Source organism: Streptomyces sp. NPDC047085 (genome assembly GCF_040643735.1).
Classification (GTDB): Bacteria; Actinomycetota; Actinomycetes; order Streptomycetales; family Streptomycetaceae; genus Streptomyces.
Map to the genome: position 1 here is coordinate 228,210 of NZ_JBEYUW010000011.1, position 25,843 is coordinate 254,052.

23 protein-coding genes and 1 riboswitch are annotated in these 25,843 nt (G+C 72.1%); of the genes, 16 read left to right on the forward strand and 7 right to left on the reverse strand.

Going from position 1 to position 25,843, the window contains the following annotated elements; genetic code table 11:
* Nucleotides 1–92: 92 nt before the first annotated feature.
* The 5 genes from ABZ865_RS31615 (at nucleotide 93) to ABZ865_RS31635 (ending at nucleotide 7,016) form a co-directional block, all read left to right on the forward strand.
* Nucleotides 93–3,338 carry a nitrate- and nitrite sensing domain-containing protein gene (locus ABZ865_RS31615; RefSeq protein ID WP_361237859.1) on the forward strand — a complete coding sequence of 1,082 codons (3,246 nt, stop codon included), beginning with the start codon at nucleotides 93–95 and terminating at the stop codon, nucleotides 3,336–3,338.
* The gene (locus tag ABZ865_RS31620; RefSeq protein ID WP_361237862.1) at nucleotides 3,328–3,765 is read left to right on the forward strand and encodes a roadblock/LC7 domain-containing protein; all 438 of its coding nucleotides are present in this window, start codon (nucleotides 3,328–3,330) and stop codon (nucleotides 3,763–3,765) included. Before ABZ865_RS31615 ends, ABZ865_RS31620 begins: the two co-directional genes overlap by 11 nt.
* 7 nt (nucleotides 3,766–3,772) lie before the next feature.
* Nucleotides 3,773–4,153, forward strand: coding sequence for a DUF742 domain-containing protein (locus ABZ865_RS31625; RefSeq protein WP_361237865.1), 381 nt, complete (start codon nucleotides 3,773–3,775; stop codon nucleotides 4,151–4,153).
* A gap of 314 nt (nucleotides 4,154–4,467) precedes the next feature.
* Nucleotides 4,468–5,256 (forward strand): carbon-nitrogen hydrolase family protein, encoded by a 789-nt coding sequence (locus tag ABZ865_RS31630; RefSeq protein ID WP_361237868.1) that lies wholly within the window; start codon nucleotides 4,468–4,470, stop codon nucleotides 5,254–5,256.
* Nucleotides 5,257–5,318: 62 nt separating this feature from the next.
* Nucleotides 5,319–7,016, forward strand: a complete 1,698-nt coding sequence (locus tag ABZ865_RS31635) for an NAD(P)/FAD-dependent oxidoreductase (RefSeq protein ID WP_361237870.1) — start codon at nucleotides 5,319–5,321, stop codon at nucleotides 7,014–7,016.
* A 76-nt stretch (nucleotides 7,017–7,092) separates the two neighbouring features.
* Here the strand turns inward: ABZ865_RS31635 and ABZ865_RS31640 are convergent, their stop codons facing one another.
* The 3 genes from ABZ865_RS31640 to ABZ865_RS31650 form a co-directional block, all read right to left on the reverse strand.
* The gene (locus tag ABZ865_RS31640; RefSeq protein WP_361237873.1) at nucleotides 7,093–8,022 is read right to left on the reverse strand and encodes an LLM class F420-dependent oxidoreductase; all 930 of its coding nucleotides are present in this window, start codon (nucleotides 8,020–8,022) and stop codon (nucleotides 7,093–7,095) included.
* Nucleotides 8,023–8,156: 134 nt separating this feature from the next.
* Nucleotides 8,157–8,843, reverse strand: a complete 687-nt coding sequence (locus ABZ865_RS31645; RefSeq protein ID WP_361237876.1) for a DUF5995 family protein — start codon at nucleotides 8,841–8,843, stop codon at nucleotides 8,157–8,159.
* Nucleotides 8,844–8,988: 145 nt separating this feature from the next.
* The gene (locus ABZ865_RS31650) at nucleotides 8,989–10,392 is read right to left on the reverse strand and encodes a solute carrier family 23 protein (protein WP_361237879.1); all 1,404 of its coding nucleotides are present in this window, start codon (nucleotides 10,390–10,392) and stop codon (nucleotides 8,989–8,991) included.
* A gap of 231 nt (nucleotides 10,393–10,623) precedes the next feature.
* Between ABZ865_RS31650 and ABZ865_RS31655 the strand changes: the two genes are divergently transcribed.
* The gene (locus tag ABZ865_RS31655; protein ID WP_361237882.1) at nucleotides 10,624–11,082 is read left to right on the forward strand and encodes a thioesterase family protein; all 459 of its coding nucleotides are present in this window, start codon (nucleotides 10,624–10,626) and stop codon (nucleotides 11,080–11,082) included.
* On the opposite strand, the gene ABZ865_RS31660 is transcribed toward ABZ865_RS31655, so the two are convergent.
* A complete protein-coding gene (locus tag ABZ865_RS31660; RefSeq protein WP_361237885.1) occupies nucleotides 11,042–12,256 on the reverse strand; it encodes an MFS transporter in 1,215 nt (404 codons plus the stop codon). The genes ABZ865_RS31655 and ABZ865_RS31660 overlap by 41 nt on opposite strands.
* 106 nt (nucleotides 12,257–12,362) lie before the next feature.
* Here ABZ865_RS31660 and ABZ865_RS31665 point away from each other — a divergent pair, with 106 nt between their 5' ends.
* On the forward strand, nucleotides 12,363–13,664 hold the full coding sequence (locus ABZ865_RS31665) for an ROK family transcriptional regulator (RefSeq protein WP_361237888.1): 1,302 nt from the start codon (nucleotides 12,363–12,365) through the stop codon (nucleotides 13,662–13,664).
* Nucleotides 13,665–13,827: 163 nt separating this feature from the next.
* On the opposite strand, the gene ABZ865_RS31670 is transcribed toward ABZ865_RS31665, so the two are convergent.
* Nucleotides 13,828–14,571: an NAD(P)H-binding protein gene (locus ABZ865_RS31670; RefSeq protein ID WP_361237891.1), complete on the reverse strand. Its 744-nt coding sequence runs from the start codon at nucleotides 14,569–14,571 to the stop codon at nucleotides 13,828–13,830.
* A 367-nt stretch (nucleotides 14,572–14,938) separates the two neighbouring features.
* Nucleotides 14,939–15,069, forward strand: a riboswitch (FMN riboswitch).
* 153 nt (nucleotides 15,070–15,222) lie between these two features.
* Here ABZ865_RS31670 and ABZ865_RS31675 point away from each other — a divergent pair.
* From ABZ865_RS31675 to ABZ865_RS31715, 9 genes are all read left to right on the forward strand, one after another.
* On the forward strand, nucleotides 15,223–15,828 hold the full coding sequence (locus ABZ865_RS31675; RefSeq protein WP_361237894.1) for a riboflavin synthase: 606 nt from the start codon (nucleotides 15,223–15,225) through the stop codon (nucleotides 15,826–15,828).
* Nucleotides 15,825–16,466: a nicotinamide mononucleotide transporter family protein gene (locus tag ABZ865_RS31680; protein WP_361237897.1), complete on the forward strand. Its 642-nt coding sequence runs from the start codon at nucleotides 15,825–15,827 to the stop codon at nucleotides 16,464–16,466. The genes ABZ865_RS31675 and ABZ865_RS31680 overlap by 4 nt, the downstream gene beginning before the upstream one ends.
* Complete coding sequence (locus ABZ865_RS31685) at nucleotides 16,463–17,773, forward strand: bifunctional 3,4-dihydroxy-2-butanone-4-phosphate synthase/GTP cyclohydrolase II (protein WP_361237900.1); 1,311 nt, start codon at nucleotides 16,463–16,465, stop codon at nucleotides 17,771–17,773. Before ABZ865_RS31680 ends, ABZ865_RS31685 begins: the two co-directional genes overlap by 4 nt.
* Nucleotides 17,774–17,820: 47 nt before the next feature.
* Nucleotides 17,821–18,306, forward strand: coding sequence for a 6,7-dimethyl-8-ribityllumazine synthase (gene ribH / locus ABZ865_RS31690; protein ID WP_361237903.1), 486 nt, complete (start codon nucleotides 17,821–17,823; stop codon nucleotides 18,304–18,306).
* Nucleotides 18,307–18,340: 34 nt separating this feature from the next.
* Complete coding sequence (locus ABZ865_RS31695; protein ID WP_007491392.1) at nucleotides 18,341–18,613, forward strand: phosphoribosyl-ATP diphosphatase; 273 nt, start codon at nucleotides 18,341–18,343, stop codon at nucleotides 18,611–18,613.
* Nucleotides 18,614–18,668: 55 nt separating this feature from the next.
* Nucleotides 18,669–19,517 (forward strand): ATP phosphoribosyltransferase, encoded by an 849-nt coding sequence (gene hisG, locus ABZ865_RS31700; protein WP_361237906.1) that lies wholly within the window; start codon nucleotides 18,669–18,671, stop codon nucleotides 19,515–19,517.
* A gap of 15 nt (nucleotides 19,518–19,532) precedes the next feature.
* Nucleotides 19,533–19,994 (forward strand): PH domain-containing protein, encoded by a 462-nt coding sequence (locus ABZ865_RS31705; RefSeq protein ID WP_361237909.1) that lies wholly within the window; start codon nucleotides 19,533–19,535, stop codon nucleotides 19,992–19,994.
* Nucleotides 19,995–20,201: 207 nt separating this feature from the next.
* Entirely contained in the window at nucleotides 20,202–21,536 is a 1,335-nt protein-coding gene (locus ABZ865_RS31710) for a hemolysin family protein (protein ID WP_361237912.1), read from the forward strand.
* On the forward strand, nucleotides 21,533–22,624 hold the full coding sequence (locus tag ABZ865_RS31715; protein WP_361237915.1) for a hemolysin family protein: 1,092 nt from the start codon (nucleotides 21,533–21,535) through the stop codon (nucleotides 22,622–22,624). Before ABZ865_RS31710 ends, ABZ865_RS31715 begins: the two co-directional genes overlap by 4 nt.
* 92 nt (nucleotides 22,625–22,716) lie before the next feature.
* Here the strand turns inward: ABZ865_RS31715 and ABZ865_RS31720 are convergent, their stop codons facing one another.
* Nucleotides 22,717–24,585 (reverse strand): AAA family ATPase, encoded by a 1,869-nt coding sequence (locus ABZ865_RS31720; RefSeq protein ID WP_361237918.1) that lies wholly within the window; start codon nucleotides 24,583–24,585, stop codon nucleotides 22,717–22,719.
* 430 nt (nucleotides 24,586–25,015) lie between these two features.
* The gene (locus ABZ865_RS31725) at nucleotides 25,016–25,636 is read right to left on the reverse strand and encodes a hypothetical protein (RefSeq protein WP_361238085.1); all 621 of its coding nucleotides are present in this window, start codon (nucleotides 25,634–25,636) and stop codon (nucleotides 25,016–25,018) included.
* Between the last annotated feature and the right edge of the window lie 207 nt (nucleotides 25,637–25,843).

The following is a 25,843-nucleotide window of genomic DNA, read 5'->3' on the forward strand; positions in this document are numbered from 1 at the left end:
GGGGTTACCGCAGGTCACCATTGCGGTCCGGGCGGCGGATCCCGTAGGTTGTGCCGCACTTTCTACTGACTGGTAACCCCGGCAGGTAATCCATGCGCTGGCCCGTCGGCCGTCCCACCACCGTCCGCACGCGGATCGTGGCACTCGCCCTGGCCCCCGCGGTCGCGCTGATGACCCTGTGGAGCTTCGCCATGGTGTCCGTCACCGCGGAGCTGCGCGCCCTGATCCGGCTCCAGGGGGTGTACGAGGACTTCGGCACCCCCGTGGACACCGCGATCGGGCAGATCCAGATCGAACGCCGGCTGTCCGCCGCCTACCTGGGCGCCCGGCTCGACACGGCCGCGGCGGGCGACCTGCTCGGGCAGCAGCGTCGTACCGACCGGGCCGTGGAGGCCATGCGGCAGGCGGTCCAGGGCGGCGACCGGGACCGGCTCACCGACCGGCAGCGGCAGGCCCTGGACACCATGGTCGCTGCCACCGGGAAGCTGGAGAAGCTGCGCGAGGACGTGCTATCCCGGCACATCACCTGGGACCGGGCGGTCGACGAGTACAGCGTGCTCGTCGAGCCCGGGTTCGACGTGCAGTCCACGCTCACCGCGCTCCAGGCCGGACAGCTGGCCCGGGAGGCCCAGGTCGTCGTCGAGCTGGTCCGGGTACGGGAGTTCGTGTCCCGGGAGGACGCCCTGGTCGCCGGGGCGCGGGCGGCCGGGACCCTGACCGACCAGCAGTACGACAGCCTGACCGCGACCATCGAGGACCGGCGCGTCTTCGAGCGGACGTACGTGCCGGACCTGCCGGCCGACTCGCGGGGCCTGTTCGAGGAGTTCCAGCGCGGTGACCTGCACCGCTCGCTGGTCGGCGGCGAGGACGCGCTGCTGCGGGCCGGGGCCGCGGGGGCCGGTCGGGCCGTCGCCGCGGACAGCTGGCGCTCGACCAGCGACCGGGCCGTCAAGCGCTACATGCAGCTGTGCACCCGCGCCGCCGAGAACTCGGCCACGCGCGGGCGGGCCTTCGCCTACCGTGAGCTGATCAAGGCCGGCGTCGTCGGCGTGGTCGGACTGGCCGCCGTGGCCCTGTCGCTCTGGCTCGCGGTGCGCGGTGCCCGGCGCATCTCGCGCCGCCTGGAGACCCTGCGCGACGCCGCCGACCTGCTCTCCAGCCGCCAACTCCCGGATGTGATGCGCCGGTTGAGCGCGGGTGAGGAGGTGGACGCGCTCGCCGAGGCGCCGCCGCTCGCCGCCGACGGGGGCCGCGACGACGAGATCGGCCAGGTGGGCCGCTCCTTCAACACCGCGCGGCTCGCCGCCGTGGAGGCCGCCGTCCGGCAGGCCGGCCTGCGCCGGGGGCTGTTCGCGGTGCTGCTCAACATCGCGCGCCGCAACCAGGCGCTCGTGCACCGGCAGCTGAAGCTCGTCGACACCTTGGAGCGGCGCACCGAGGACCCGGAGGTCCTGCGGCAGCTGTTCCGCATCGACCACCTCACCACCCGGATGCGCCGGCACGCGGAGAGCCTGATCATCCTCTCCGGCTCGGCACCCGGACGCCGGTGGCGGCGGCCGGTGCCCGTCGCGGACGTCGTCGCCTCGGCGGTGAGCGAGATCGAGGACTACGCGCGCGTGGTCGTGCCGCCGATGCCGGAGGTCGGAGTCGCGGCGGACGCGGTCGCCGACGTCGTGCACCTCCTCGCCGAGCTCCTGGAGAACGCCACGGTGTTCTCGCCGCCGCACACCCAGGTCACCTTCCGCACGGGACGCGTCGGCAGCGGCTTCGTCCTGGAGATCGACGACCGGGGCCTCGGTCTCGACGCCGAGCAGCGCGAGGAGGCGCAGCGCACCCTCACCGACCCCGACGCCTTCGACCCCACCCGCCACGACCGCCTCGGCCTCTACGTCGTCGGCCGCCTCGCCGCCCGCCACGGCATCGAGGTGAGCCTCAGTGACTCGCCCTACGGCGGTACGACCGCGGTGGTGCTCCTTCCCGACGCGGTACTGGCGCAGGTGGAACCGGCGGGGGCCGCTTCGGGTGCGGTCGTCGTGCGGGATGGCGCGGGCACCGTGGGGGAGGACGGACCCGCCGGGCGGGAGAGTGGCGCTGCCGTGCAACAAGGCGGGGCTGCCGTACGGGAACTGGTGCCGCACGCGCCGGAGGCGGTCGAGCGGGGGGCGCCGGTTCTGGAACTGCCCACCAGAAGGCGCTCGGCGCCCCGGCGCACGGACGATCCCGAGCAGTCGGCGAGCAACACGTCCGTGCACCCGGCCGCTGACCTCGCCGGTCAGGCCAGGCCTGCTGTGCGGTCTGCTGACCTGGCTGGGGGTGACAGGTCTGCTGTGCGGTCTGCTGACCTCGCCGGGCAGGACACGCCTGCCGTGCGGGCTCCCGACCTCGCCGGGCATGAGCGGCCTGCCCTGCCCGCTTCCGACCTTGCCGGGCATGACGCCCCCGCCCCGTCCGCCACTGCCGCAGGCCTGACGGGGGCTGACGTGCGGGACGTGTCCGCCGCGCCTGATCTCCCGAGGCGCGCCGGCCCCGGCCTCTCCGCCGCCGCGGACCTGGCGGGCGCCGACACGCAGGACGTGTCCGCCGCCCCTGCTCTCCCGCGGCACGACACCGCCACCCCGGACGCCCCCGCCCTGCCCACCCGCACCCGCCAGGCCTCCCTCGCGCGGGAGTTGCGCGACGATCCGCCGCCGCGGGACGCGGCACCGCGGCGCGAGGTCGACGCCGACGAGATGCGGGCGATCTTCGGCGCCTTCCAGCGCGGACTGGACCGCGGCCGCAAGGGCCTGCCCACGCCCACCGACACCGACAACGCGCCCGCCGGCTCCCACCACTCGTCCGCCGGCACCGGCCGCGCGCCCGCCGACGCCCACCACGTGCCTACCGGCACCGGCAACGCGCCCGCCGACGCCCACCACGTGCCTACCGGCACCGGCCACGCGCCCGCCGGCTCCCACCACTCGTCCGCCGGTACCGGCCAGGCGCCGGCCGACGCCCACCGCGTGCCCACCGGCACCAACAGCGCGCCCGCTGGCTCCCACGACTCCGCCGGCACCGGCCACGCGCCGGCCGACGCCCACCACTCGTCCGCCGGCACCGGCCACGCGCCCGCCGGCTCCCACCACTCGTCCGCCGGCACCGGCCACGCGCCCGCCGACGCCTACCACGTGCCTACCGGCACCAGCCACGCGCCCGCCGAGACCCGCCACGTACCCACAGACGCCCATCACGCGCCCAGCGACACCGGCCACGCGCCCACCGCCCCCCACCACGCCCCCGCCGACGCCCACCACGTGACCGGCAACGCCGATGAAGGGATGGACACCGACGATGTACGGTGACGACCAGACCCCCGAGAACCCGGCCGTGGCCGCCGGGGCGCCCGGTACGGATCTCGGCTGGCTGCTCGACGATCTCGTGGCGCGGACCGAGCATGTCCGGCAGGCCGTGCTGCTCACCGCCGACGGTCTCCCGCTGAGCTGCTCGGAGGGCATGCGCCGTCGGGACATCGAGCACCTGGCCGCCGTCTGCTCCGGCTTCCACGGTCTGGCCCGCACGGCGGGGGAGCGGTTCGGCGCGGGCGGGGTACGGCAGACCATGGTCATGCTGGAGGACGCCTACCTCTTCATCACCCCCGCCGGACACGGCAGCCGTCTCGCCGTGCTCAGCGAGGCCCGGACCGACGTCGGACAGCTCGCCCACGAGATGGCCCTGCTCGTCCGCCGCCTCGGCCGCCACCTGGACGCCGCGACCCGCTCGGCCCCCTGACACCGCGGTGAGCGACGAGCACTGGTACGAGGACGAGACCGGGTCCATGGTGCGCCCCTACACCGTGACCCGGGGCCGCACGCAGCCCTCGGAGCGGCATGCCATCGACCTGATGTCCCGGGTCACGGCACTGGAGACCGGCACGGCCGGCCCCGGCATCGACCACGCGAGTGCGGCCCTGCTCGACCAGATCCGGCGCGGCCCGCGCCCGGTGGTCGAGCTGGCCGCGGACGCCGACCTGCCCCTGACCGTCGTCCGTGTCCTCCTGGGTGACCTGGCCGAGGCCGGCCTGGTCCGTATCGACGAGCCCCGCCGCGCGCCCGTCACCGGCCCGGCCGCCGATCCGGAGCTGCTGCGGGAGATCATGCACCGGCTGAAGCAGCTGTAGGCGGGGGCGAGCCGTGCCGAATCGGGTCGGCTCGGGAGCCGACTGGCCCACTGACCTGCACTGATGCCCGGCCGCCGCACCGTGCTCGGCTGCCGGCGTCCCAGCGTCCGCAGCGACCGGTGAATCCCGCCTGTGACCTGCGTCTCAGGTATGCCGGGAACCGCTCGTCAGGGTGCGCAACGAATCGCCGCCGGACCCCCCACCCACGCAACGAACCGCGCACCGGCGCGCAACGGCTCCTTCTTGTCCGGCCGAGCGCGCCGACCGTACCTTCTAACTGTCCCCAAAACGCCCCGTTCCGGTGAGGATCTCGCATGCGCACCGCCCTGCTCCAGAGCTCCGGCCGTCCCGGCTCCGTCGTCGAGAACCTCAAGGTCCTCGACGAGGCCGCGGGCCGTGCCGCCGCTGCGGGCGCCGAGCTGCTGGTCGCGCCGGAGATGTTCCTGACCGGGTACGCGATCGGCGACGACATCGCCCGCCTCGCCGAGTCCGCCGACGGCGACTCGGCCGACGCGATCGCCGAGATGACCACCCGGCACGGCCTGGCCATCGCGTACGGCTACCCGGAGCGCGACGGCGAGACCGTCCACAACTCCGCCCAGCTGATCTCCGCCGACGGCACCCGCCTCGCGAACTACCGCAAGACCCACCTCTTCGGCGGCTTCGAGCGGGACCACTTCACGCCGGGCGAGCAGCCGGTCGTCCAGGCCGAGCTGAACGGCCTGACCGTGGGCCTGATGATCTGCTATGACGTCGAGTTCCCGGAGAACGTCCGCGCCCACGCGCTGGCCGGCACCGACCTCCTCCTCGTGCCGACCGCGAACATGCATCCGTTCGAGCTCGTCGCCGAGTCGATGATCCCGGTGCGAGCGTTCGAGAACCAGATGTACATCGCGTACGCCAACCGGGTCGGCCAGGAGGGCGAGTTCGAGTTCTTCGGACTGTCCACCCTCGCCGGGCCCGACGGCGTCGCCCGCACCCGCGCAGGCCGCGCCGAGCAGCTGGTGGTCGCCGACGCCGACCCGGCCTTCCTGGCCGCCTCCCGCGAGGACAACCCGTACCTGAAGGACCGCCGCCCCGGCCTGTACGGGTCGCTCGTCTGAGCCGCCGCCGCGGCTTGCCCCAGCTTCCCCCTGTCTCACTTCGCGCAAGGAGTCCGTACCCCATGACGTCCACGGTGCCCAACGCCGTCGAGCACGCCGACGAGCAGCAGCCGCCGATCACCATGTTCGGCCCGGACTTCCCCTACGCCTACGACGACTTCCTCGCCCACCCGGCGGGCCTCGGCCAGATCCCCGCGACCGAGCACGGCACCGAGGTCGCCGTCATCGGCGGCGGTCTGTCCGGCATCGTGGCCGCCTACGAGCTGATGAAGATGGGCCTCAAGCCCGTCGTCTACGAGGCCGACCAGCTCGGCGGCCGACTGCGCACCGTCGGCTTCGAGGGCTGCGACGAGTCGCTCAACTGCGAGCTGGGCGCGATGCGCTTCCCGCCGTCCTCCACCGCCCTCCAGCACTACATCGACCTCGTCGGCCTGGAGACCAAGCCCTTCCCGAACCCGCTGGCCGAGGCGACCCCCTCGACCGTGGTCGACCTCAAGGGCGAGTCGCACTACGCCGAGACCGTCGCCGACCTGCCGCAGGTCTACCGTGACGTCGCCGACGCCTGGAACAAGTGCCTCGACGAGGGCGCCGACTTCTCCGACATGAACCGCGCCATGCGCGAGCGGGACGTCCCGCGCATCCGCGAGATCTGGGCGAAGCTGGTCGAGAAGCTCGACAACCAGACCTTCTACGGCTTCCTCTGCGACTCCGAGGCCTTCAAGTCCTTCCGGCACCGCGAGATCTTCGGCCAGGTCGGCTTCGGCACCGGCGGCTGGGACACCGACTTCCCGAACTCCATCCTTGAGATCCTGCGCGTCGTCTACACCGAGGCCGACGACCACCACCGCGGCATCGTCGGCGGCTCCCAGCAGCTGCCGCTGCGCCTGTGGGAGCGCGAGCCGGAGAAGATCGTCCACTGGCCGTACGGCACCTCGCTGAAGTCCCTGCACGTGGACGGCGAGCCGAAGCCGGCCGTGACCCGGCTGCACCGCACCGCGGGCAACCAGATCACCGTGACGGACGCCAACGGCGACATCCGCACCTACAAGGCGGCCATCTTCACCGCCCAGTCCTGGATGCTGCTGTCCAAGATCGCCTGCGACGACTCGCTCTTCCCGATCGACCACTGGACCGCGATCGAGCGCACCCACTACATGGAGTCCAGCAAGCTCTTCGTGCCCGTGGACCGGCCGTTCTGGCTGGACAAGGACGAGGAGACCGGCCGGGATGTCATGTCGATGACGCTCACCGACCGCATGACCCGCGGCACCTACCTGCTGGACAACGGCCCGGACCAGCCCGCCGTGATCTGCCTGTCCTACACCTGGTGCGACGACAGCCTGAAGTGGCTGCCGCTGTCCGCGAACGAGCGGATGGAGGTCATGCTGAAGTCCCTCGGCGAGATCTACCCGAAGGTCGACATCCGGAAGCACATCATCGGCAACCCGGTGACCGTCTCCTGGGAGAACGAGCCCTACTTCATGGGCGCGTTCAAGGCCAACCTGCCCGGCCACTACCGCTACCAGCGGCGCCTGTACACGCACTTCATGCAGGACCGGCTGCCCGAGGACAAGCGGGGCATCTTCCTCGCCGGTGACGACATCTCCTGGACGGCCGGCTGGGCCGAGGGCGCGATCCAGACCGCGCTGAACGCGGTCTGGGGCGTCATGCACCACTTCGGCGGCGAGACCGACGCGGCCAACCCGGGCCCCGGCGACGTCTTCGACGAGATCGCGCCGGTGGAACTGCCCGAGGACTGACCGGCATCGGACCCGGATCCGACCGGGATCCGACCCGGATCGGTCCGGAATCAGACCGAGGCGCGGGCGGGCGGGATCAGACCCCGGCCGCCCGCGCCTTCTCAAACACCTCGGCGGCGACGTCCTTGAGCTCCTGACCGTCCCGCGCGGTGCCCTGGAGGTCGATGAGGATCTCCTCCAGACCGATCTGCGCGTGCGCCACCAGGTCCTCGACGATCTGGTCCACGCTGCCCTGGAAGGGCCGGCGGTCCACGCCGTCGTACGCCTTGGGCAGGCGCTCGGTGTTCACCCGCAGCACGGTCTGGATCGGCTCCTTCCGGCCGCGCTCCTCGGCCAGCTCCTGCAGTTCCTGCCACTGCGTGGCGATCTGCTCGACGCCCATGCCCACCGGCAGCCAGCCGTCGGCGTGGTCCACGAGCCGGGTCAGCGCCTTCTTGTTGCTCGCCGCCAGCAGGATGGGGATCGGCCGGGCGGGCTTGGGCCCGACCACGGCGGACTCGATCTTGGTGATACGTCCGTTGTAGCGCACCGGGTCGGGGCCCCACACCGCCCGGCACACGTCGATGATCTCGTCGAGCACCTTGCCGCGCTCCGCGATCGGCCGGATGCCCGCGGCGGCGTACTCGTCCAGCGACCAGCCGGTGCCGAAACCGGCGAGCACCCGGCCGCCGCTCGCCGCGTCCAGCGTCGCGAGCGACTTGGCCAGCTGGAACGGCTGGTGCAGCGGCGCGACCAGCACGCTGGAGCCCAGCCGGGCCCGCTCGGTGACGGCGGCGGCGAGGGTGAGCGTGATCAGCGGGTCCGCCACGCCCCGGTACTGGTCGGGCCAGGGGAGGCCCTCCACGCCGTACAGGCCCTGGGAGGCGGGCTCCGGGAACAGGGCTCGCTCGAAGACCCACAGGCTGTCGTAACCGATCTCCTCGGCGGCGCGTGCCACGTCGGGCACGTCCTTGCCGAGGGAGTACTGCCGCATCTGGGGAAGACTCAGGCCGAGCCGGGTCGCCATACCGCTGCTCCTCTGCACTGGGTGGTGAACCGTCAACGTACGGCGATCACAGGGGTGTTCCCGAACAGGCTCGCCCAGGAGCCGGATCCGGCCATCTCAGCCGGTCCCAGTCACCCGCTCCCAGTCAGCCCCTCTCAGTCGGTGAGCGGGGTGAGCAGCATCCGGCCGGCCAGGCCGACCGCCGCGTCCAGCCGCTCGGTGAACTCCTCGGCGACGTCCTCGAAGCGGCGCAGCGCCCACAGCGCCCTGGCCGCCGCCCAGGTCGCGTCCCGGGCCCGCTCCAGACTCCAGGAACCCACCAGATGCGTGAGCGGGTCGGCGATCTGGAGCAGGTCGGGGCCCGGCATCAGATCCTCGCGAATGCGCTCCTCCAGCGAGACGAGCAGCTCGCCGACGCGGTCGAACTCGTCCTCCAGGTCGGCCGGTTCGCAGCCGAGCGCACGGCTGGTGTCCACCACGGCGAGCGCCAGGTCGTGCCCGACGTGCGCGTTGATGCCCGCCAGCGCGAACTGCAGCGGCCGCACCCCGGGATGGCGGCGCAGCTGGAACAGGGGCCGCCAGCAGGCGGGCGGACGGCGGTCCCGGGCGGCCGCGTCCACCGCCGCCAGGTACCGCTCGGCGAACCGCACGTCCAGCTCCGAGGCCGCCCGCGGGTCCGCGAAGTCCCCGCCGGCCAGGCGCCGGCCGACCTCCTCGGTGACGGCGAGGTAGACACGGTTGAACACGGCGACGCCGTCCCGCTCGGGCAGCTCCGCGTCGAGCGCGCGCATCCGGGAGAGAACGGTGTCGACGGGCGTGGTGAGGTGTTCCAACTGCGCCATGGGGGAAGGGTCCCAGCCCCGGCCCGACGGGGCGCGCCGACCGGCCCGGGGCTTCGCCGGAACGGGGGAACGCCGGGCCGAGCGAGGCGCTGCGGAACCCCGACGGGGCGGAACCGGGGCCAGGCGGAACCAGGATGAGGGGCGGCTACGACCCGGCTTCCCGGGACGGCTCCTCCGTCGGCTCGTCGTACGACGACGTGCCCTCGTCCAACAACGGCTCCTGCGGCTTGAGGTGGGCGGGAGCGAAGGCGCCCAGGGTGTGGTACCCGGTGATGACGACCAGCGTGCCGAGGGCGATGCCGCTCAGGGTGAAGTGCTCGGTGAACTTCATGCTGACGTTGCCGACGCCGATGATGATGCCCGCGGCCGCCGGGACCAGGTTCAGCGGATTGCGCAGGTCCACCTTGGCGTTGACCCAGATCTGCGCGCCGAGCAGGCCGATCATGCCGTACAGGATGACCGTGATGCCGCCGAGGACACCGCCCGGGATCGCGGCGACGACGGCGCCGAACTTCGGGCAGACGCCGAACAGCAGCGCGAAGCCGGCGGCGGCCCAGTAGGCGGCCGTCGAGTAGACGCGGGTCGCGGCCATCACGCCGATGTTCTCGGAGTACGTGGTGTTGGGCGGGCCGCCGAACGCGGTGGACAGCATGGAGCCCACGCCGTCGGCCGAGATCGCCGTACCGAGCTTGTCGTCGAGGCGGGTGCCGGTCATCTCGCCGACGGCCTTGACGTGGCCCGCGTTCTCCGCGACCAGGGCGATGACGACCGGCAGCGCGACCAGGACCGCGGACAGCTGGAACGACGGTCCATGGAAGTGGGGCAGCCCGATCCAGTCGGCCTTGCCGACACCGGAGAAGTCCAGACGCCAGTGGTCGGTCACCTTGCCGCTGCCGTCGTTCGAGTGGATCTGGCCGAAGAGCCGGTCGAAGACCCAGGAGATGGCGTACCCGAAGAGCAGGCCCAGGAAGATCGCGATGCGCGACCAGAAACCGCGCAGACAGACGACGGCCAGGCCGGTGAACAGCATCACCAGCAGGGCCGTCCACTGGTCCTGCGGCCAGTAGGTCGACGCGGTCACCGGAGCCAGGTTGAAGCCGATCAGCATCACGACCGCGCCGGTGACGATCGGCGGCATCGCGGCATGGATGATCCGGGCGCCGAAGCGCTGCACCGCGAGTCCCACCAGGAACAGCGCGATGCCGACCACGAAGACCGCGCCGGTCACGGTCGCGCTCGTGCCGCCCTGCGCGCGGATCACCGCGGCCACGCCCACGAACGACAGGGAGCAGCCCAGATAGCTCGGCACCCGGCCGCGGGTGGCGAGCAGGAAGATCATGGTCGCCACACCCGACATCATGATCGCCAGGTTCGGGTCCAGGCCCATGAGCACGGGGGCCACGAAGGATGCTCCGAACATGGCCACGACGTGCTGGGCGCCCAGACCCACCGTGCGCGGCCAGGAGAGGCGTTCGTCGGGGCGTACCACCGCTCCGGGCGCGGGCGTGCGCCCGTCACCGTGCAGTTTCCAGCGCACGCCGAGGTCCATGGTGGGGTTTCGCTTTCTCTGTACGTGAAGACGGACCGGACCATTGTCACGGCTACCTGGCCGCTCTCCGCTCACGCAGTCCCACTCATGAACCATGTTCATATGTCTGACAACACGACAGGATCCTCGCGCGGCCGGGCCTGACCTGGGCTTCCCGGTCGGGGCTGCTGAGCGGTCGCTTAGTATGGAGTGTCCCCGCCGCCCCGTACCCCTTGCTCAGGAGCCCTTCCCGTGACCGCCGAAGCCCCGATCGCCCCCGCCGTCGCCTACGGCCGGCTGATCCCCGTCACCGTCCACTTCGACGACCTGGACGCGCTCGGGCTCCTCCACAACGCCCGCTACCCGCTCCTGGTCGAGCGCGCCTGGACCGAGCTGTGGAACGAGCACGGGGTCCGCTTCGACGGCGACTGGGTGGCCGCCGGTGACGCCTGCAACGCGGTCCGCGAACTGCGCATCGGCTACGAGGCGCCCGTGACCCGGCCCGGCACCTACGCCGTGCACCTGTGGCTGGACCGGCTCGGCACCACCGGCCTGACCTACGGCTTCCGCCTCTGCTCGGCCGACGGCATCCAGACGTACGCGCGGGGCACCCGGGTGCTGGTCCGGCTGGACGCCACCACGCTGCGCCCCGCGCCGTGGAGCGACGCCTTCAGGGCCGTGGGTCGGGAACTGCTGCGGCCTGCCGACTGATCTCGGTCCGGCCGCCGCGCTCGGCGGTGCGCAGCACGCCCGCGAACACGGCGAGCCCACTGGCCAGCGCGGTCACCACGCAGAACGAGACCATCAGGTTCGTCGCCTGCGCCACCCCGCCGATCAGGCTGGGCGCGATCAGTCCCGAGGTGTACGTGATGGTCGCGACGCCCGCGATCGCCTGGCTGGGGTTGGGCCCGGCGTGGCCGGCCGCCGCGAAGCACAGCGGGACGACCACGGCGATGCCGAGCCCCATCAGCGCGAAGCCGGACATCGCCACCGCCGGATGCCCCGCGAGGACGATCAGCAGCCCGCCCAGGCCGGCCAGCACCCCACCGGCCCGTACGGTGCGCACCGCGCCGAATCGGTTCACCACCGCGTCCCCGGCGATCCGGGCCACCGCCATGGTCAGCATGAACCCGGTCGTGCACGCCGCCGCGACCCCGGCCGAACTGTCCAGCCGGTCGCGCAGGAACACCGCCGACCAGTCCAGGCTCGCCCCCTCCGCGAACACCGCGCAGAAGCCGACCGCGCCGATCAGCAGCGCCGAGCGAGGCGGCAGCGCGAACCGCGGCGGCGGCTCCTCGTCCTCGGCGGGCTGCACGTCCAGCACCCAGGTGCAGGCCACCATGCCGAGCAGGGTGAGGACGGCCGCCGCGAGCGCGAAGTGCAGGCGCGCGTCCGAGCCGAGGTGCGCGGCGAGCGTGCCGGCCGCCGAGCCGACGAGGGCGCCCGCGCTCCACATGCCGTGCAAGCCCGACATGATCGACCTGTCGAGCAGCCGCTCGACCTCGACGCCGAGCGCGTTCATGGCGACGTCCGCCATGCCGGCGGTCGCGCCGTAGGTGAACATCGCCAGGCACAGCGTGTACAGGTTCGGCGCGAGGGACGGCAGGACCAGCGACAGCGTCCACAGCGCCATCAGTCCGCGCAGGGCCGTACGGCTGCCGAAGCGGTGACTGATCCGGCCCGCCAGCGGCATCGCGCAGGAGGCGCCGAACGCCGTGAACGCCAGCGCGAAGCCGAGCTGTCCCGCGCTCAGCGAGGCGTGGTCCTGGATCCACGGCACCCGGGTCGCGAAGGAGCCGGTCACCGCGCCGTGCACGGCGAACACGGCGGCCACGGCGTACCGGGCGCGCCTGACGTCCTCGCGTGTCCGGCTCACGTCACTCATCTTCCAGTCCCTCCCCGGTGTTCCGCTGTCCGGGCGTAAATTATCAGGGACCCTGCCTGATAGATAGGGAGTATTACGGCCGCCTGTTTCTGGGAGGATTCCCGTCATGCCCGCATCACCGAGCACCGCCCGGGCCATCAACGACCGGCTCGCCCTGCGGCTGCTGCAGCAGGAAGGCCCGCTGACGGCAGGGCAGTTGAAACAGCTGACCGGACTGTCCCGGCCGACGGTCGCCGACCTCGTCGAACGGCTCACCGTCTCCGGCCTCATCACGGTCGTCGGCGAGTCCGGCGAGCAGCGCCGGGGCCCGAACGCCCGGCTGTACGGCATCGTCGCCGACCGTGCCCACCTCGCCGCGCTCGACGTGCGCACCGAGGGGGTCTTCGTCCTGGTGTCCGACCTCGTCGGGCGGGTGCTCGCCGAGGCGTCCGTGCCGATCGGCGGGGACACCGGCACCGGGCCCGCCGTCGAGCTGGCGGTGGCGGCGGTGGAGCGCGCCGCGAAGGAGGCCGGCGCCCTGGACGCGCCGGTGCGCGAGGGCGACGGGGCGTGGGGCCGGCTGCACACCGTCGGCATCGGCGCGCCGGGCCTGGTCGACCCGGCCACCGGCGACCTCCGCGACTCCAGCGGCCTGCCCGCCTGGCACCGGCGACTGGCCGCCGCGCTCCAGGAACGGCTGCCGGAGGCCCGGGTCACCGTGGAGAACGAGACCAACCTGGCAGCCCTCGCCGAGCAGCGCGAGGGTGCCGCGCGCGACCGGGACACCTTCGTCCTCCTCTGGCTCGGTCACGGCGTCGGCGCCGCCGTCGTCCTCGACGGCACCCTCCGTCGAGGCGCCTCCGGCGGCACCGGCGAAATCGGCTTCCTGCCGGTACCGGGAACAACCTCCCTCCCCTCGGCCACGGACTGCGACGGCGGCTTCCACTCACTGGCGGGCGCGGCGGCGATCGGGCACCTGGCCCGGGAGTTCGGGCTGGAGGTGACGGGAGCTATGGGCGGGCCGGACGAGGTGATGGACGGGCCCGGTGCCGCGGCCGTCGTGGCCGAGGCGGTGGCGGAAGTGGAGGCGGCGGAGCCGGAGTCGGCGCGGGCGGGGACGGCGGACGGCGCGGCCGCACCCGCCGTTCCCGCGGCGCGCTTCCTCCACGTCCTCGCCGACCGGATCGCCATCGGCGCGGCCTCCGTCACCGCCATCCTCGACCCGGGCTGCGTGGTGCTGGGCGGAGAGGTCGGACAGGCCGGGGGAGCGGTGCTCGCGGGGCTGGTGGAGGAGCGGCTGCGCCGGATGTCGCCGCTCGTCACCGAGGTGCGAGCCGGCACCCTCGGCGGCGCCGCCGTCCTGCGCGGGGCCCTGCTGACCGCCCGGGACCGGGCCCAGGACGAGCTGTTCGCTCCGGCCGATCGCTAGAGAGCACGGACGAAGCGCCGGGCGGAGTTCTTTCCGCCGCGACGGCGCTCGACCACCACGGAGTCGACCGCCTGGGCTGAGCGCCGTCGCGGCGGGATTGGAAGGGGCAGATTGGGCCCTCGCCGCCCAGCGGCACCCCCGGCTGGCCCCCCCAGCCCGGCCCTCAGCGTCCGAAGCGGTGTGCCAGGTGCTCCTCGAATGTCACCTTGCCCACCGCCTGGTCCGGGGCGAGATGGCCGCCTGCGCGGAAGGCGCCGTACGTCTTGCCGAACAGGGGCACGTTCAGTACGGGCCGGCGTCGGCCGGTCGTACGCAGATACGCGCGGGCGAGTGAGTCGAGGGAGCGGACCTCTGGGCCTGCCATGTCGGTGACCCGGCCCGCCGGTGCCGCGAGGGCCAGTTCGTTGAGGCGGTCGGCGACTTCGGCGACCTCCACCGGCTGGTCGGACACCCCCGCCGGGAGCGGCATGACGGGCGCCTTGCCCAGCCCCTGAAACAGCGTCACCAGCAGGTCGTGGAACTGGGTCGCCCGCAGCACGGTCCAGCCGAGCCCCGACTCCTCGATCAGCCGCTCCACCGCGAACTTGCTCCGGTAGTAGGGCAACGGCACCCGGTCGACGCCGACGATGGAGATGTACACCAGGTGGGCGACCCCGGTCCGCCGAGCCGCGGCGATCAGGTTCTGCGCCGCCTGCTCGTCCCCGCCCCGCTGGGTGCTCGCGCAGTGCACCACCGTCTCCACGCCCTCGAGGGCCGCGTCCAGCCCGGCCCCGCCCTCACGCAGGTCGACCGCGTACGGCTGCGCGCGCCGGCTGAGCACCCGCACCTCGTGCCCGTCCGCCCGCAGCCGCTCCGTGACGAGCCGCCCGAGCGTGCCGGTCCCGCCGGTCACCAGGATCGTGGTCATGCTGTTTCCGTCCCTCCGGTACACCCGGCGCCCCCTGGTTCGGAGCGCCCTTCACAGGTGTGACCGCGCGGGCCCCGGAAATGTGACATGCCCCGGCGTGGGTGATGTGCAGGGGTTGTGCCGGAGTAGTGGGGGCCCGGCGGCGGGCAAGGGCCGTCGTCACCGCCGCCGGGTCCGCCCGCACCCTAAAAGGACTAGACCAGTAGGGTCAATAGGTCTGGACCAACTTCAAGCCCCGTTCGTAGTCCGGGAGTTGACCTGGTGCGGACACGCCGCGCAAGTCCATATGCGCGCACTGTGAGGCAATCCACACCGTTCACCTGTATGGGCGAGGGGAGGGCGTGGCACACTGGCTCTGTACCAGAAGCAGCGCACTCCGGGGTCGGTGAAAGTCCGAACCGGCGGTTACAGTCCGCGACCCGGTCGCTTCCAGCGGCCGGTTGACCAGGTGAAATTCCTGGACCGACGGTTAAAGTCCGGATGGGAGGCAGTGCGCGGCGGGCGGGCATGTTCTGTGCGCGCCGCCGTATCTGGGCTCGCCCGTCCGGGCGGGTCCTTTTCGGCGTCGCGACCGGTGTGTCCTCCCGTACATTCTGTCGTCATCGACAGGCCCCGGAGTCCGTGCCCCAATGTGGCAGGAGGACCCGGGAAGTGTTCACCGGAATCGTCGAAGAGCTGGGTGAAGTCACCGCCGTCGAGAACCTCGGCGACGCCTCCCGCTTCCGGCTCCGCGGACCCGTCGTGACCGAGGGCGCGCAGCACGGCGACTCCATCGCCGTGAACGGGGTCTGTCTCACCGTCGTGGACCACGAGGGCGACGAGTTCACCGCCGACGTCATGGCCGAGACGCTTCTGCGCTCAAGCCTCGGCGCGCTGGCCGTCGGCTCCCGGGTCAACCTCGAACGCCCCACCGCCGTGGGCGCCCGGCTCGGCGGGCACATCGTGCAGGGCCACGTCGACGGCACCGGCGAGGTGCTGGCGCGCACCCCTTCCGAGAACTGGGAGATCGTCAAGATCTCACTGCCCGCGGACCTTTCCCGCTACGTCGTCGAGAAGGGCTCCATCACCGTCGACGGCATCAGCCTCACCGTCGTCGAAGCGGGCCCCGACTACTTCACCGTCAGCCTCATCCCCACCACCCTCGCCCTGACCACGCTGGGCCACAAGCAGCCCGGCGACCCGGTCAACCTCGAGGTCGACGTCATCGCCAAGTACGTGGAGCGGCTGCTCGCGGCCGGTCAGGGGGCCGGCCGGTGAACTCGCTCAACTCCGAGGCGTTCACGCTGTTCGGCCAGCACATCCTCTGGTCGGACATGATCGGCAACATCTTCGGCCTGGCCGCCCTCGCCCTCGGCTGGCGCCGCTCCCTGTGGACCTGGCCGGTCCAGTTCGTCTCCGGCCTCATCCTCTTCGCGGCCTTCTACGGCCACCTGACCGGCAGCGCCGGCAAGCAGGCGGTCGTCATGGCCGTCGCGGTCTACGGCTTCTGGCAGTGGAACCGCGGCAGGGGCAAGGCCGCCGACGGCCACATCGTCCCCCGGTTCGCCACCTGGCCCGAGCGCGCCGCGATGCTCGCCGCCGCGGCGGCCGGCACGGTCGCGGTCGCCCTGCTGTTCACCGCCTACCCGAAGCTGTCCTGGGACCCCTGGCCCGACGCCTACATCTTCGTCGGCACCATCGTCGCCATGTACGCCCAGGCCAAGGGCATGGTCGAGTTCTGGTTCGCCTGGCTGCTCGTCGACCTCGTCGGCGTCCCCCTCAACTTCGCCAACGGCTACGCCTTCTCCGGCTTCGTCTACGTCATCTACGGCGCACTCGTCCTGTGGGGCATGCGCGACTGGTGGCTGCGCTCCCGCAGGAACGCGCGGCCCGTCCTGGAAGGAGCGCCGGCATGACCGCGGCACCGCTTCTGTACGACACCGACTTCGAAGACCTCCGGCTCGACCCGGTCGAGCAGGCCATCGCCGACATCGCGGCCGGCCGCCCGATCGTGGTCGTGGACGACGAGGACCGGGAGAACGAGGGCGACCTCGTCATCGCCGCCGAGAAGGCGACCCCCGAGATCGTCGCCTTCATGATGAGCGAGTGCCGGGGCCTGATCTGCGCCCCCATGGAGGGTGACGAACTCGACCGGCTCCAGCTGCCGCAGATGGTCGCGGACAACACCGAGTCGATGAAGACCGCGTTCACCATCTCCGTCGACGCCTCCGCCGCGCACGGTGTGACCACCGGCATCTCGGCCTCCGACCGCGCCACCACCCTCCAGCTGCTGGCCACCGGCACCGCCGAGCCCACCGACTTCGTCCGCCCCGGCCACATCTTCCCGCTGCGCGCCCGGGAAGGCGGCGTCCTGGTCCGCAACGGCCACACCGAGGCCGCCGTCGACCTCGCCAAGCTCGCGGGCCTGCGCCCGGCCGGTGCCATCGTGGAGATCGCCGGCGAGGACGGCCGCATGCTGCGGCTGCCCGAGCTGATCCCGTTCGCCCGCAAGCACGGCCTGACGATCATCTCCATCGAGGACCTGATCGCCTACCGCCGCAGCAGCGAGCCCACCGTCCGCCGCGAGGCCGAGACCCGCCTGCCCACCGCGCACGGCACCTTCACCGCCTACGGCTACCGGTCCACCGTCGACGGCGTCGAGCACGTCGCCCTCGTCCACGGCGAGATCGGCGACGGCGAGGACGTCCTGGTCCGCGTCCACTCCGAATGCCTCACCGGCGACGTCTTCGGCTCGCTGCGCTGCGACTGCGGCCCCCAGCTGGACGCCGCGCTCGCCCGCATCCAGGCCGAGGGCCGGGGAGTCGTCGTCTACCTGCGCGGGCACGAGGGACGCGGCATCGGCCTGCTGTCCAAGCTGCGCGCCTACGAGCTCCAGGAGCAGGGCCGCGACACCCTGGACGCCAACCTCGAACTCGGGCTGCCCGCCGACGCCCGCGACTACGGCGCCGGCGCCCAGATCCTCGCCGACCTCGGCGTGCGCGGCGTACGCCTGATGACCAACAATCCCGACAAGACCGACGCGCTGCTGCGCCACGGCCTGAAGGTCACCGGCCGCGAGCCGATGCCCATCCAGGCGGGCGAGCACAACCTCCGGTACCTGCGCACCAAGCGGGACCGGATGGGGCACGACCTGCCCTGGCTGGAGACGCCGGCCGCGACAGCCACCCCGGCCGCGTCCGCGGCCGGCTGCGGCAACCAGTAGCCGTGTCCACCTGCGGCAACCAGTAAGAGAAAGCACTTAGGAGAGACGTGAGCGGCAAGGGTGCACCGGAACTGTCCGTACGCAACGCGAGCGACCTCAGGGTCGCCGTCATCGCGGCGCAGTGGCACGAGAAGGTGATGGACGGTCTGGTGAACGGCGCCCTGCGCGCCCTGCACGAACTGGGCATCGACGAGCCGACCCTGATCCGGGTCCCCGGCACGTTCGAGCTGCCGGTCGCCGCCAAGGTCCTCGCGGGCCGCGGCTACGACGCCGTGGTCGCCCTCGGTGTCGTCATCCGGGGCGGCACCCCCCACTTCGACTACGTGTGCCAAGGCGTCACCCAGGGCCTCACCCAGGTCGCCGTCGACACCGGCGTCCCCGTCGGCTTCGGCGTGCTCACCTGCGACACCGAGGAGCAGGCCCTGGACCGGGCCGGCATCGAGGGCTCCAACGAGGACAAGGGGCACGAGGCCGTGACGGCCGCGGTGGCGACGGCGGCCACGCTCCGCTCAGTATCTGAACCCTGGCACTAGGGAGTCCCCCGAACCGCGTAGGGTGGGGCTCACCATGTCCAAGAAGACGTTCGAGGAGCTCTTCACCGAGCTCCAGCACAAGGCCGCCCACGGCGATCCCGCCACCTCCCGCACCGCCGAGCTGGTCGGCAAGGGCGTCCATGCCATCGGCAAGAAGGTCGTCGAGGAGGCCGCCGAGGTCTGGATGGCCGCCGAGTACGAGGGCAAGGAGGCGGCCGCCGAGGAGATCTCGCAGCTGCTGTACCACGTCCAGGTGATGATGGTCGCCCGCGGGATCTCCCTGGACGACGTCTACGCCCACCTGTGAACCGCACGCCGTAACAGCCGTAGAAAACCCCCTTCACGCAAAGGAAGCCGACCTCATGCTGCGCATCGCCGTCCCCAACAAGGGTTCACTGTCCGGCCCTGCGGCGGAGATGTTGCATGAGGCCGGCTACCAGCAGCGCCGGGAGTCCAAAGAGCTGCGGATCGTGGACCCGGAGAACGAGGTCGAGTTCTTCTACCTCCGCCCCCGCGACATCGCGATCTACGTCTCCTCCGGCCGCCTCGACATCGGCATCACCGGCCGCGACCTGCTGATCGACTCCGGCGCCGACGCCGAGGAGATCCTCCCGCTCGGCTTCGCCCGCTCCACCTTCCGCTTCGCCGCCAAGCCCGGCACCGCGAACGGCATCGAGGACCTCAAGGGCAAGACCATCGCCACCTCCTACGAGGGGATCGTCGCGGGGTACCTCGCCGACAGCGGCATCGACGCCTCCGTCGTCCACCTCGACGGCGCCGTCGAGACCGCCATCCAGCTGGGCGTCGCCGAGGCCATCGCCGACGTCGTCGAGACCGGCACCTCGCTGCGCAACGCGGGCCTGGAGGTCTTCGGCGAGCCGATCATGAAGTCCGAGGCCGTCGTCGTCCGCCGCGTGGGCGCCGACGCGGACGAGCCCAAGGTCCAGCAGTTCCTGCGCCGCCTCCAGGGCGTCCTGGTCGCACGGACGTACGTGATGATGGACTACGACTGCCGCGTCGAGCAGCTGGAGAAGGCCGTGGCCCTCACCCCCGGCCTGGAGTCCCCGACCGTCTCCCCGCTGCACAACGAGGGCTGGGTCGCCGTCCGCGCCATGGTCCCCGCCAAGGAGGCCCAGCGGATCATGGACGACCTGTACGAGATCGGCGCCCGCGCCATTCTCACGACGGCCATCCACGCCTGCCGCCTGTAAGGGATCCGCAGCCAGATGTCCGACCTTCCAGACCTTCCCGACCTCCCCGTCACCTTCCGGCCCGGCCACACCCGGGTGATCCTGCTCACGGCGGGCGTGGCGATCTTCGTGGTCATCTCCGGGATCGCCCTGCTGCTGGAGCTCGGCCCGGGGGAGCGGCTCAGCTTCGTCCTCACCGGGGCGCTGATCTTCTGGGTGCTCGCCCAGCTCGCCCGGGTGCGGGTCGTCGCCGACGAGTCCGGTGTCACCGTGGTCAACATCGCGAGCAAACGGCGCCTGGCCTGGGCGGAGATCCTCCGGGTGAACCTCCGTGCGGGCGACCCCTGGGTGTTCCTCGACCTCAGCGACGGCACCAGCCTGCCCGCGCTCGGCATCCAGCCGGGCCTGGCCAAACAGCGCGCCATCGCCGACGCGCACGCCCTCAGGGCGCTCGTCGAAGCCCGCTCGGCGGCCCGCCTAGCCCAAGATCAGGGCTGACTCCGGGTCGCCCGACCTGCCCGCGCGGGCCGTGTCTTGATTAATCTGGTGGCGGAGGCGCTTTTCGCTACGCCTCCGCCCCTGCGCACCGCCCGGTGTCCAGGGGTTCCTGCTACCCGAGGAGTGACTCCCTCCAGCGATGGACGGATCGTCCTGTAGTACCTGCGCCGCCCCGACCCGACATAGCAACGGGGAGGCGGTGGCAGCGTGACCATCCCCCTGCTGCTCCTCGGAGCGGCCTTTCTGCTGATTCTCGCCAACGGCTTCTTCGTGGCGGCCGAGTTCGGCCTGGTCACGGTCGAGCGGCCGGACGCCGAGAAGGCCGCCGCCGAGGGCGACAAGCGCGCCCGTACGGTCGTGGAGGCGCTGAAGGAACTCTCCTTCCAGCTCTCCGGCACCCAGCTCGGCATCACCATCACCTCCCTCGTCGTGGGCATGCTCGCCGAACCGGCGCTGGGCGAGCTGCTGCGCGGCCCCTTCACCGCGATCGGCATCCCCGGGGGCGCCGTCTCCGGTGTCGCCGTGGTCGTCGGCATGCTGCTCGCCTCGGCGGTCCAGATGGTGATCGGCGAGCTCGTGCCCAAGAACTGGGCCGTTTCCAAGCCGCTGCCGGTCGCCCGCTTCGTCGCCGGACCGCAGTACCACTTCTCCCGCCTGTTCCGCCCGGTGATCGCCGCGCTCAACACCGTCGCCAACCGGCTGGTGCGCGCGCTCGGCGTCGAACCCGCCGAGGAACTGGCCTCCGCCCGCACCCCGGGCGAACTGGTGTCCCTGGCCCGGCACTCCGCGCAGGCCGGCGCCCTGGAGCAGGACACGGCCGACCTGTTCGTGCGCACCCTGTCCCTCGGCGACCTCACCGCGCAGCACGTGATGACCCCGCGCGTGAAGGTCAGCGCGCTCCAGGACTCGGCCACCGCCGAGGACGTGGTCAACCTCACGCGCGCCACCGGCCTGTCCCGCTTCCCCGTCTACCGGGAGAAGATCGACGAGATCGTCGGCATGGTCCACCTCAAGGACGCCCTGGCGGTCCATGCGCACGAACGGCTGCGCACCCCGGTCAGCCGCATCGCCCGCAAGGCGCTGCTCGTCCCCGAGACCCTGCCGGTCCAGCCCCTGCTCGCGCGCCTGCGCAGCGAGCAGCCCATCGCGGTCGTCGTCGACGAGTACGGCGGCACGGCGGGTGTGGTCACGCTGGAGGACATCGTCGAGGAACTCGTCGGCGAGGTCCGCGACGAGCACGACCGCCAGGACATGCCCGAACTCGCCGCCGCCCCGCCCGAGGACGGCAGGCCCGCCTGGGATGCGGACGGCAGCTGCCGCGTCGACATCCTGCAGCGGATAGGCCTCGACGTGCCCGAGGGCCCGTACGAGACCGTCGCCGGCCTGGTCGCCGACCTGCTCGGCCGCATCCCGGTCCCCGGCGACAGGGCCGAACTGCCCGGCTGGCGGCTGTCCGTCCGCCAGGTCGGCCACTACCGCGCCGAACGGGTCCGCCTGGTCCGGACCGTCCCGGCCGTGAACGTCGCGGAGGCCGCCCGATGAGCGTCCTCCAACTGGTCTTCGCCGCGCTGCTCGTGCTCGCCAACGGTTTCTTCGTCGGCGCCGAGTTCGCGCTCGTCTCCGTCCGCCGCAGCCAGATCGAACCGCTCGGCACCGCGCGGGCCCGGCAGGTGCTGTACGGCCTGGAGCGGCTGCCGCAGATGATGGCCGCGGCACAGTTCGGGATCACCGTCTGCTCCCTGACGCTGGGCGCGGTGGCCGAGCCGACGGTGGCGCATCTGCTGGAACCGGTGTTCGAGGCGGTCCACCTTCCCGACGGCGTGATCCACCCGCTGGGCTATGTGATCGCGCTCGCCGCGGTGGTCTTCTTCCACCTGGTCGTCGGCGAGATGGTGCCGAAGAACCTCGCGATGGCGGCGCCCGAGAAGGCGGCGCTGTGGCTCAGCCCCGGACTGGTGTACTTCGCCCGCCTCTGCAAGCCGATCACGGTGGCCCTCGGCGCCTGCGCCCAGGGCATCCTGCGGCTGTTCCGGGTCGAGCCCAAGGACGAGGTCGAGGCCGTGGTCACCAGCGAGCAGCTCAACCGTCTGCTGGAGGACTCCGGCCAGGCGGGCCTCCTCGACCCCGAGGAGCAGGAGCGGCTGGAGGACGCCCTGGAACTGGGCTCCCGCCCGGTGACGGACGTCCTGCTGCGGCGCGAGTCCCTGGTCACGGTGCCGCCGTCGGTCACCCCGGGGGAGATCGTCCAGCTGACGGCCCGCACGGGATACTCCCGCTTCCCGGTGGCCGCCGACGCGGGCGCCTTCATGGGCTACGTCCACGTCAAGGACGTGCTTGACCTGGAGGACTCCGACCGAGCCGTGCCCCAGCAGGTCTGGCACCCGATGGCGACCCTCCGCTCGGAGCTGCCGCTGGACGACGCGCTCACCGTCATGCGCCGAGCCGCCACTCACCTGGCCCAGGTGGCCGACACCAGCGGCAGGGTCCTCGGCCTGGTCGCCCTGGAAGACGTCCTCGAACTCCTGGTCGGCGAGGTCCGCGACCCGGCCCACCGGGTGATCCCCGAACCGACCCGAAAACTCTCCGAACCAAGAGCAACCGGAGAACCGGAGGGAGCGATGGCGAGCTAGCGGTTCAGCGCCACTGGAGCGCGGGCCGTACTCCGGCTGCGTGGCGCCGTAGCCACGCAGCCGCAGGCAATCGCGGGTCCGGTCCGCGGTACCTACATGGCCGAGGGGTCGTGCGGTCCCCGGCCGGACAGCACCTCTCCGTACGCCTGCATCAGGTCCGGCAGGCGGAGCGTGGCGAGGTCCTCGCGGGACAGTGTCCCCGGGTACGTCGACAGCCGCAGATCCCGGTACGCGCAGCTCTTCTCGTACAGCGTCCGCAGGAACCGCCCGTTGCCCAGCTCGTCGATCCACCCCTGGTCGACCACGTGCCCCGCGATGGACCGCAGCTCCTCCAGCGCCTCCTCGTCCCACTGGTCCCCGTTCTCCGCCGCGAGCACCTTGCCGATCTCGGTGAGTTCCTGCGGCCGGTAGGAGGGGAAGTCCACCCGGCTGGTGAAGCGGGAGGACAGGCCGGGGTTGGCGGCGAGGAGGCGGTCCATGCCCTCCGGGTAGCCGGCGAGGATCACCACCAGGTGATCGCGGTTGTCCTCGGCCCGCTTCAGCAGCACCTGCAGCGCCTCGTCCCCGTACGCGTCCCCCTTGCCGTACCCGGAGTTGGACAGCGAGTACGCCTCGTCGACGAACAGCACCCCGCCGATCGCGGAGTCGATCAGCTCATTGGCCTTCACGGCCGTCTGGCCCAGGTACTCCCCGACCAGGTCGGCCCGCTGCGCCTCGACGAGGTGGTCGCCGCCCAGCAGACCGAGGGCGTAGAAGACGCGGCCGAGAATGCGGGCGACCGTGGTCTTGCCGGTGCCCGAGGGGCCGGAGAAGACGAAATGCCGTTTCGGCGGCTGTACCGGCAGCCCCTGCCCGGCCCGCAGCCGCGCCATGTTCAACTGCGCGGACAACGCCTTGACCTGGCGTTTGACCGGTTCCAGCCCCACCATGCGCTCCAGCTCGGCGAGCGCCTCCTCAAGTAACGCGGGGTCCGTCGGCCCCGCCGGCAGCGGCGAGGACACGGACGGCACCCCGCTCTTCACCCGCACCCCCGGATCGGGGACCGACGGCAGGGGCCCGGTCGGCAGATCCGGGTCCGGCAGGCGCAGATCGCGGCCCTCGGTGCCGAAGAGGGGATCGAGGGTGTCCGGCCCGTCCACCGTGTCCTGGCCCGCGCCGGTGAGGGTGATCGCGGCGAAGTCGGCAGGGTCGTCGTACCCGTCTCCCTCGGCGATCGCGGCGAGCCGGGCCGAGGTGTCCATGAAGGCGGGGTCCACCCGGTGCACGGCCCGGTACAGGGGGAGCGCGGCGGCGCTGCGCCCGGTGCCCTCGTGCGCCCGCGCCAGCCAGTACCGCAGCTCCTTGCGCTGCGGCTGCTCGCTGCGGCAGCGCATCAGCGCCGCCGCCAGCAGCGGCTCGGCCTGCCCGTACATCTCCAGCCGCACCCGGGCCATCCCGCCGAACAGGCCGGCCTCGATTCCGAGCAGGGGGTCGTCGAGCAGCGGGTCGGTGTGCCGGACCAGCTGGTCCCAGTCCTTGACCAGGTAGGAGCGGCAGGCGTGCAGAAAGCGGACCTGGGGGTCGGTGTCCACGGGCGGCAGCCCGGCCAGCGCCCGGTCCAGCTCGGGTACGTGCCGGCCGTCGAGCCAGTGCGAGGCGTGAGCCAGCAGCAGATCCCGGGGGCTCTCCAGCACCGGCTGCACCCACCAGCCCAGCCAGTACCAGGAGTTGAGGGGCCGGCGGTGCCGTGCGCGCTGTTCTCCGAAGCGGTCCCGGTGCCGGAACATCCGCAGCAGCGCGGTCGTCGTGTCCACCCTGAGCGCGTGCAGCCCGAGCCAGGCGTCCGCCATCCCCGGGTCCATCCGGGCCGCGGCGCGGAACTCCTCCTCGGCCTGCGGATAGGCCCCCATGGTGTAGGCGTCCACACCTCGCAGCCAGGCGAGGTCGGCCGGGGCCTCGGGGCCCTGCGTGCCGAAGTCCATCACGTCCCCCACAGACCGAGCCCCCGTTGGTTCACCACCGGGCAGGCGCCCGGCGGTCGCCGCGGTCGAACCGCCGTGCCGCGGACCGGAGTTGCAGGTGCGCGAGGCAGCCGCCCGAAGGTCGCACCGAGGGCATCGTACCCGTGTGAAGACCGCGCCCGAAGGGTGCGGCACGGGCCGTTTGACGAGGTGGGAGCAGACGGGGCGCACACGTGGGCGGTGACCGAGGGTGAGCGGATCGGTGCGCGGGGCGGCAGGGAAACGCGCCGCGGGCAGAACGAAGCCCCCGATCACGGGGGAACAACCGGGGGCTTCGCGTATGGGGGGCGGCTCCAAAAGCCGCACATTCAGAACGTAAGTCCTGTACGGGCCCCGGGTCAAGCAGAGTTGGGGCACTCAAAGAAGTTCGCCCGCAAGGGTCTTCACACGTTCACCACATTGCCGACGGTCCGTCACGGTGGGTGACTTCTTGGTCCGGTCCAGGCGTCGTCGGTGGCCCCGCCAGCATCTCGTACCCCTCGGGTGTCTGGCGTACCAGGAGATCGGCGCGGGGGCGCGAGGGGTCGGTGGCGAAGTGCGCGTGCTCGGCCCGGACCCATCCGTCCCAGAACTCCCGCTGCTCGTCGCCGTCCCGCAGCCGCCCGCGCGCCCAGGACTGCTCCCGGGGCAGCTCCATCCACACCAGCAGCGCCAGATGCGGCCGCAGCGCCCGGCGGCCGGCGCCGACCCCCTCGATCACGACCACCGGGGCGGGCGGCAGCGGGCGCGGTGGGTCGAACGCGCGGGCGGTCCAGTCGTACGGGGCATAGCGCGCGGTCTCGCCGCGGCCGAGGGGTTCGATCACCTGGGTCATGAGCCGGTCGGTCCAGGCGAAGAGCTGTTCGTGGCTGGCGATGTCGTCGAGGTGCAGCACCGGGGCCCCGCCCAGGGCGGCGGCCAGCCGCCCGGCGAAGGTCGACTTCCCGGAGCCGGCGTGCCCGTCGACGCCGATCAGCCGGACCGGTCCCAGGGACGGAGGGAGCCCGCGCAGCCGGGCGGCGAGGTCGTGAATGGCGATTCCTGAGGTGTGATGCGGTGGTGTGGGGGAGTTTTCCGGAAACAGTCTAGTAGCGGCCCATAGTGGTGGGACCGGCGGGTCTGGAAATCGTCACTTTTTGAACTACTGGCTGACCGCCGGTCAATCAAACGGATTAATATTCTCGATCCGCTGACCGATATGTGAAAATCGGCGTTCCCGGGGTGCCGACCGCTGAGTAAG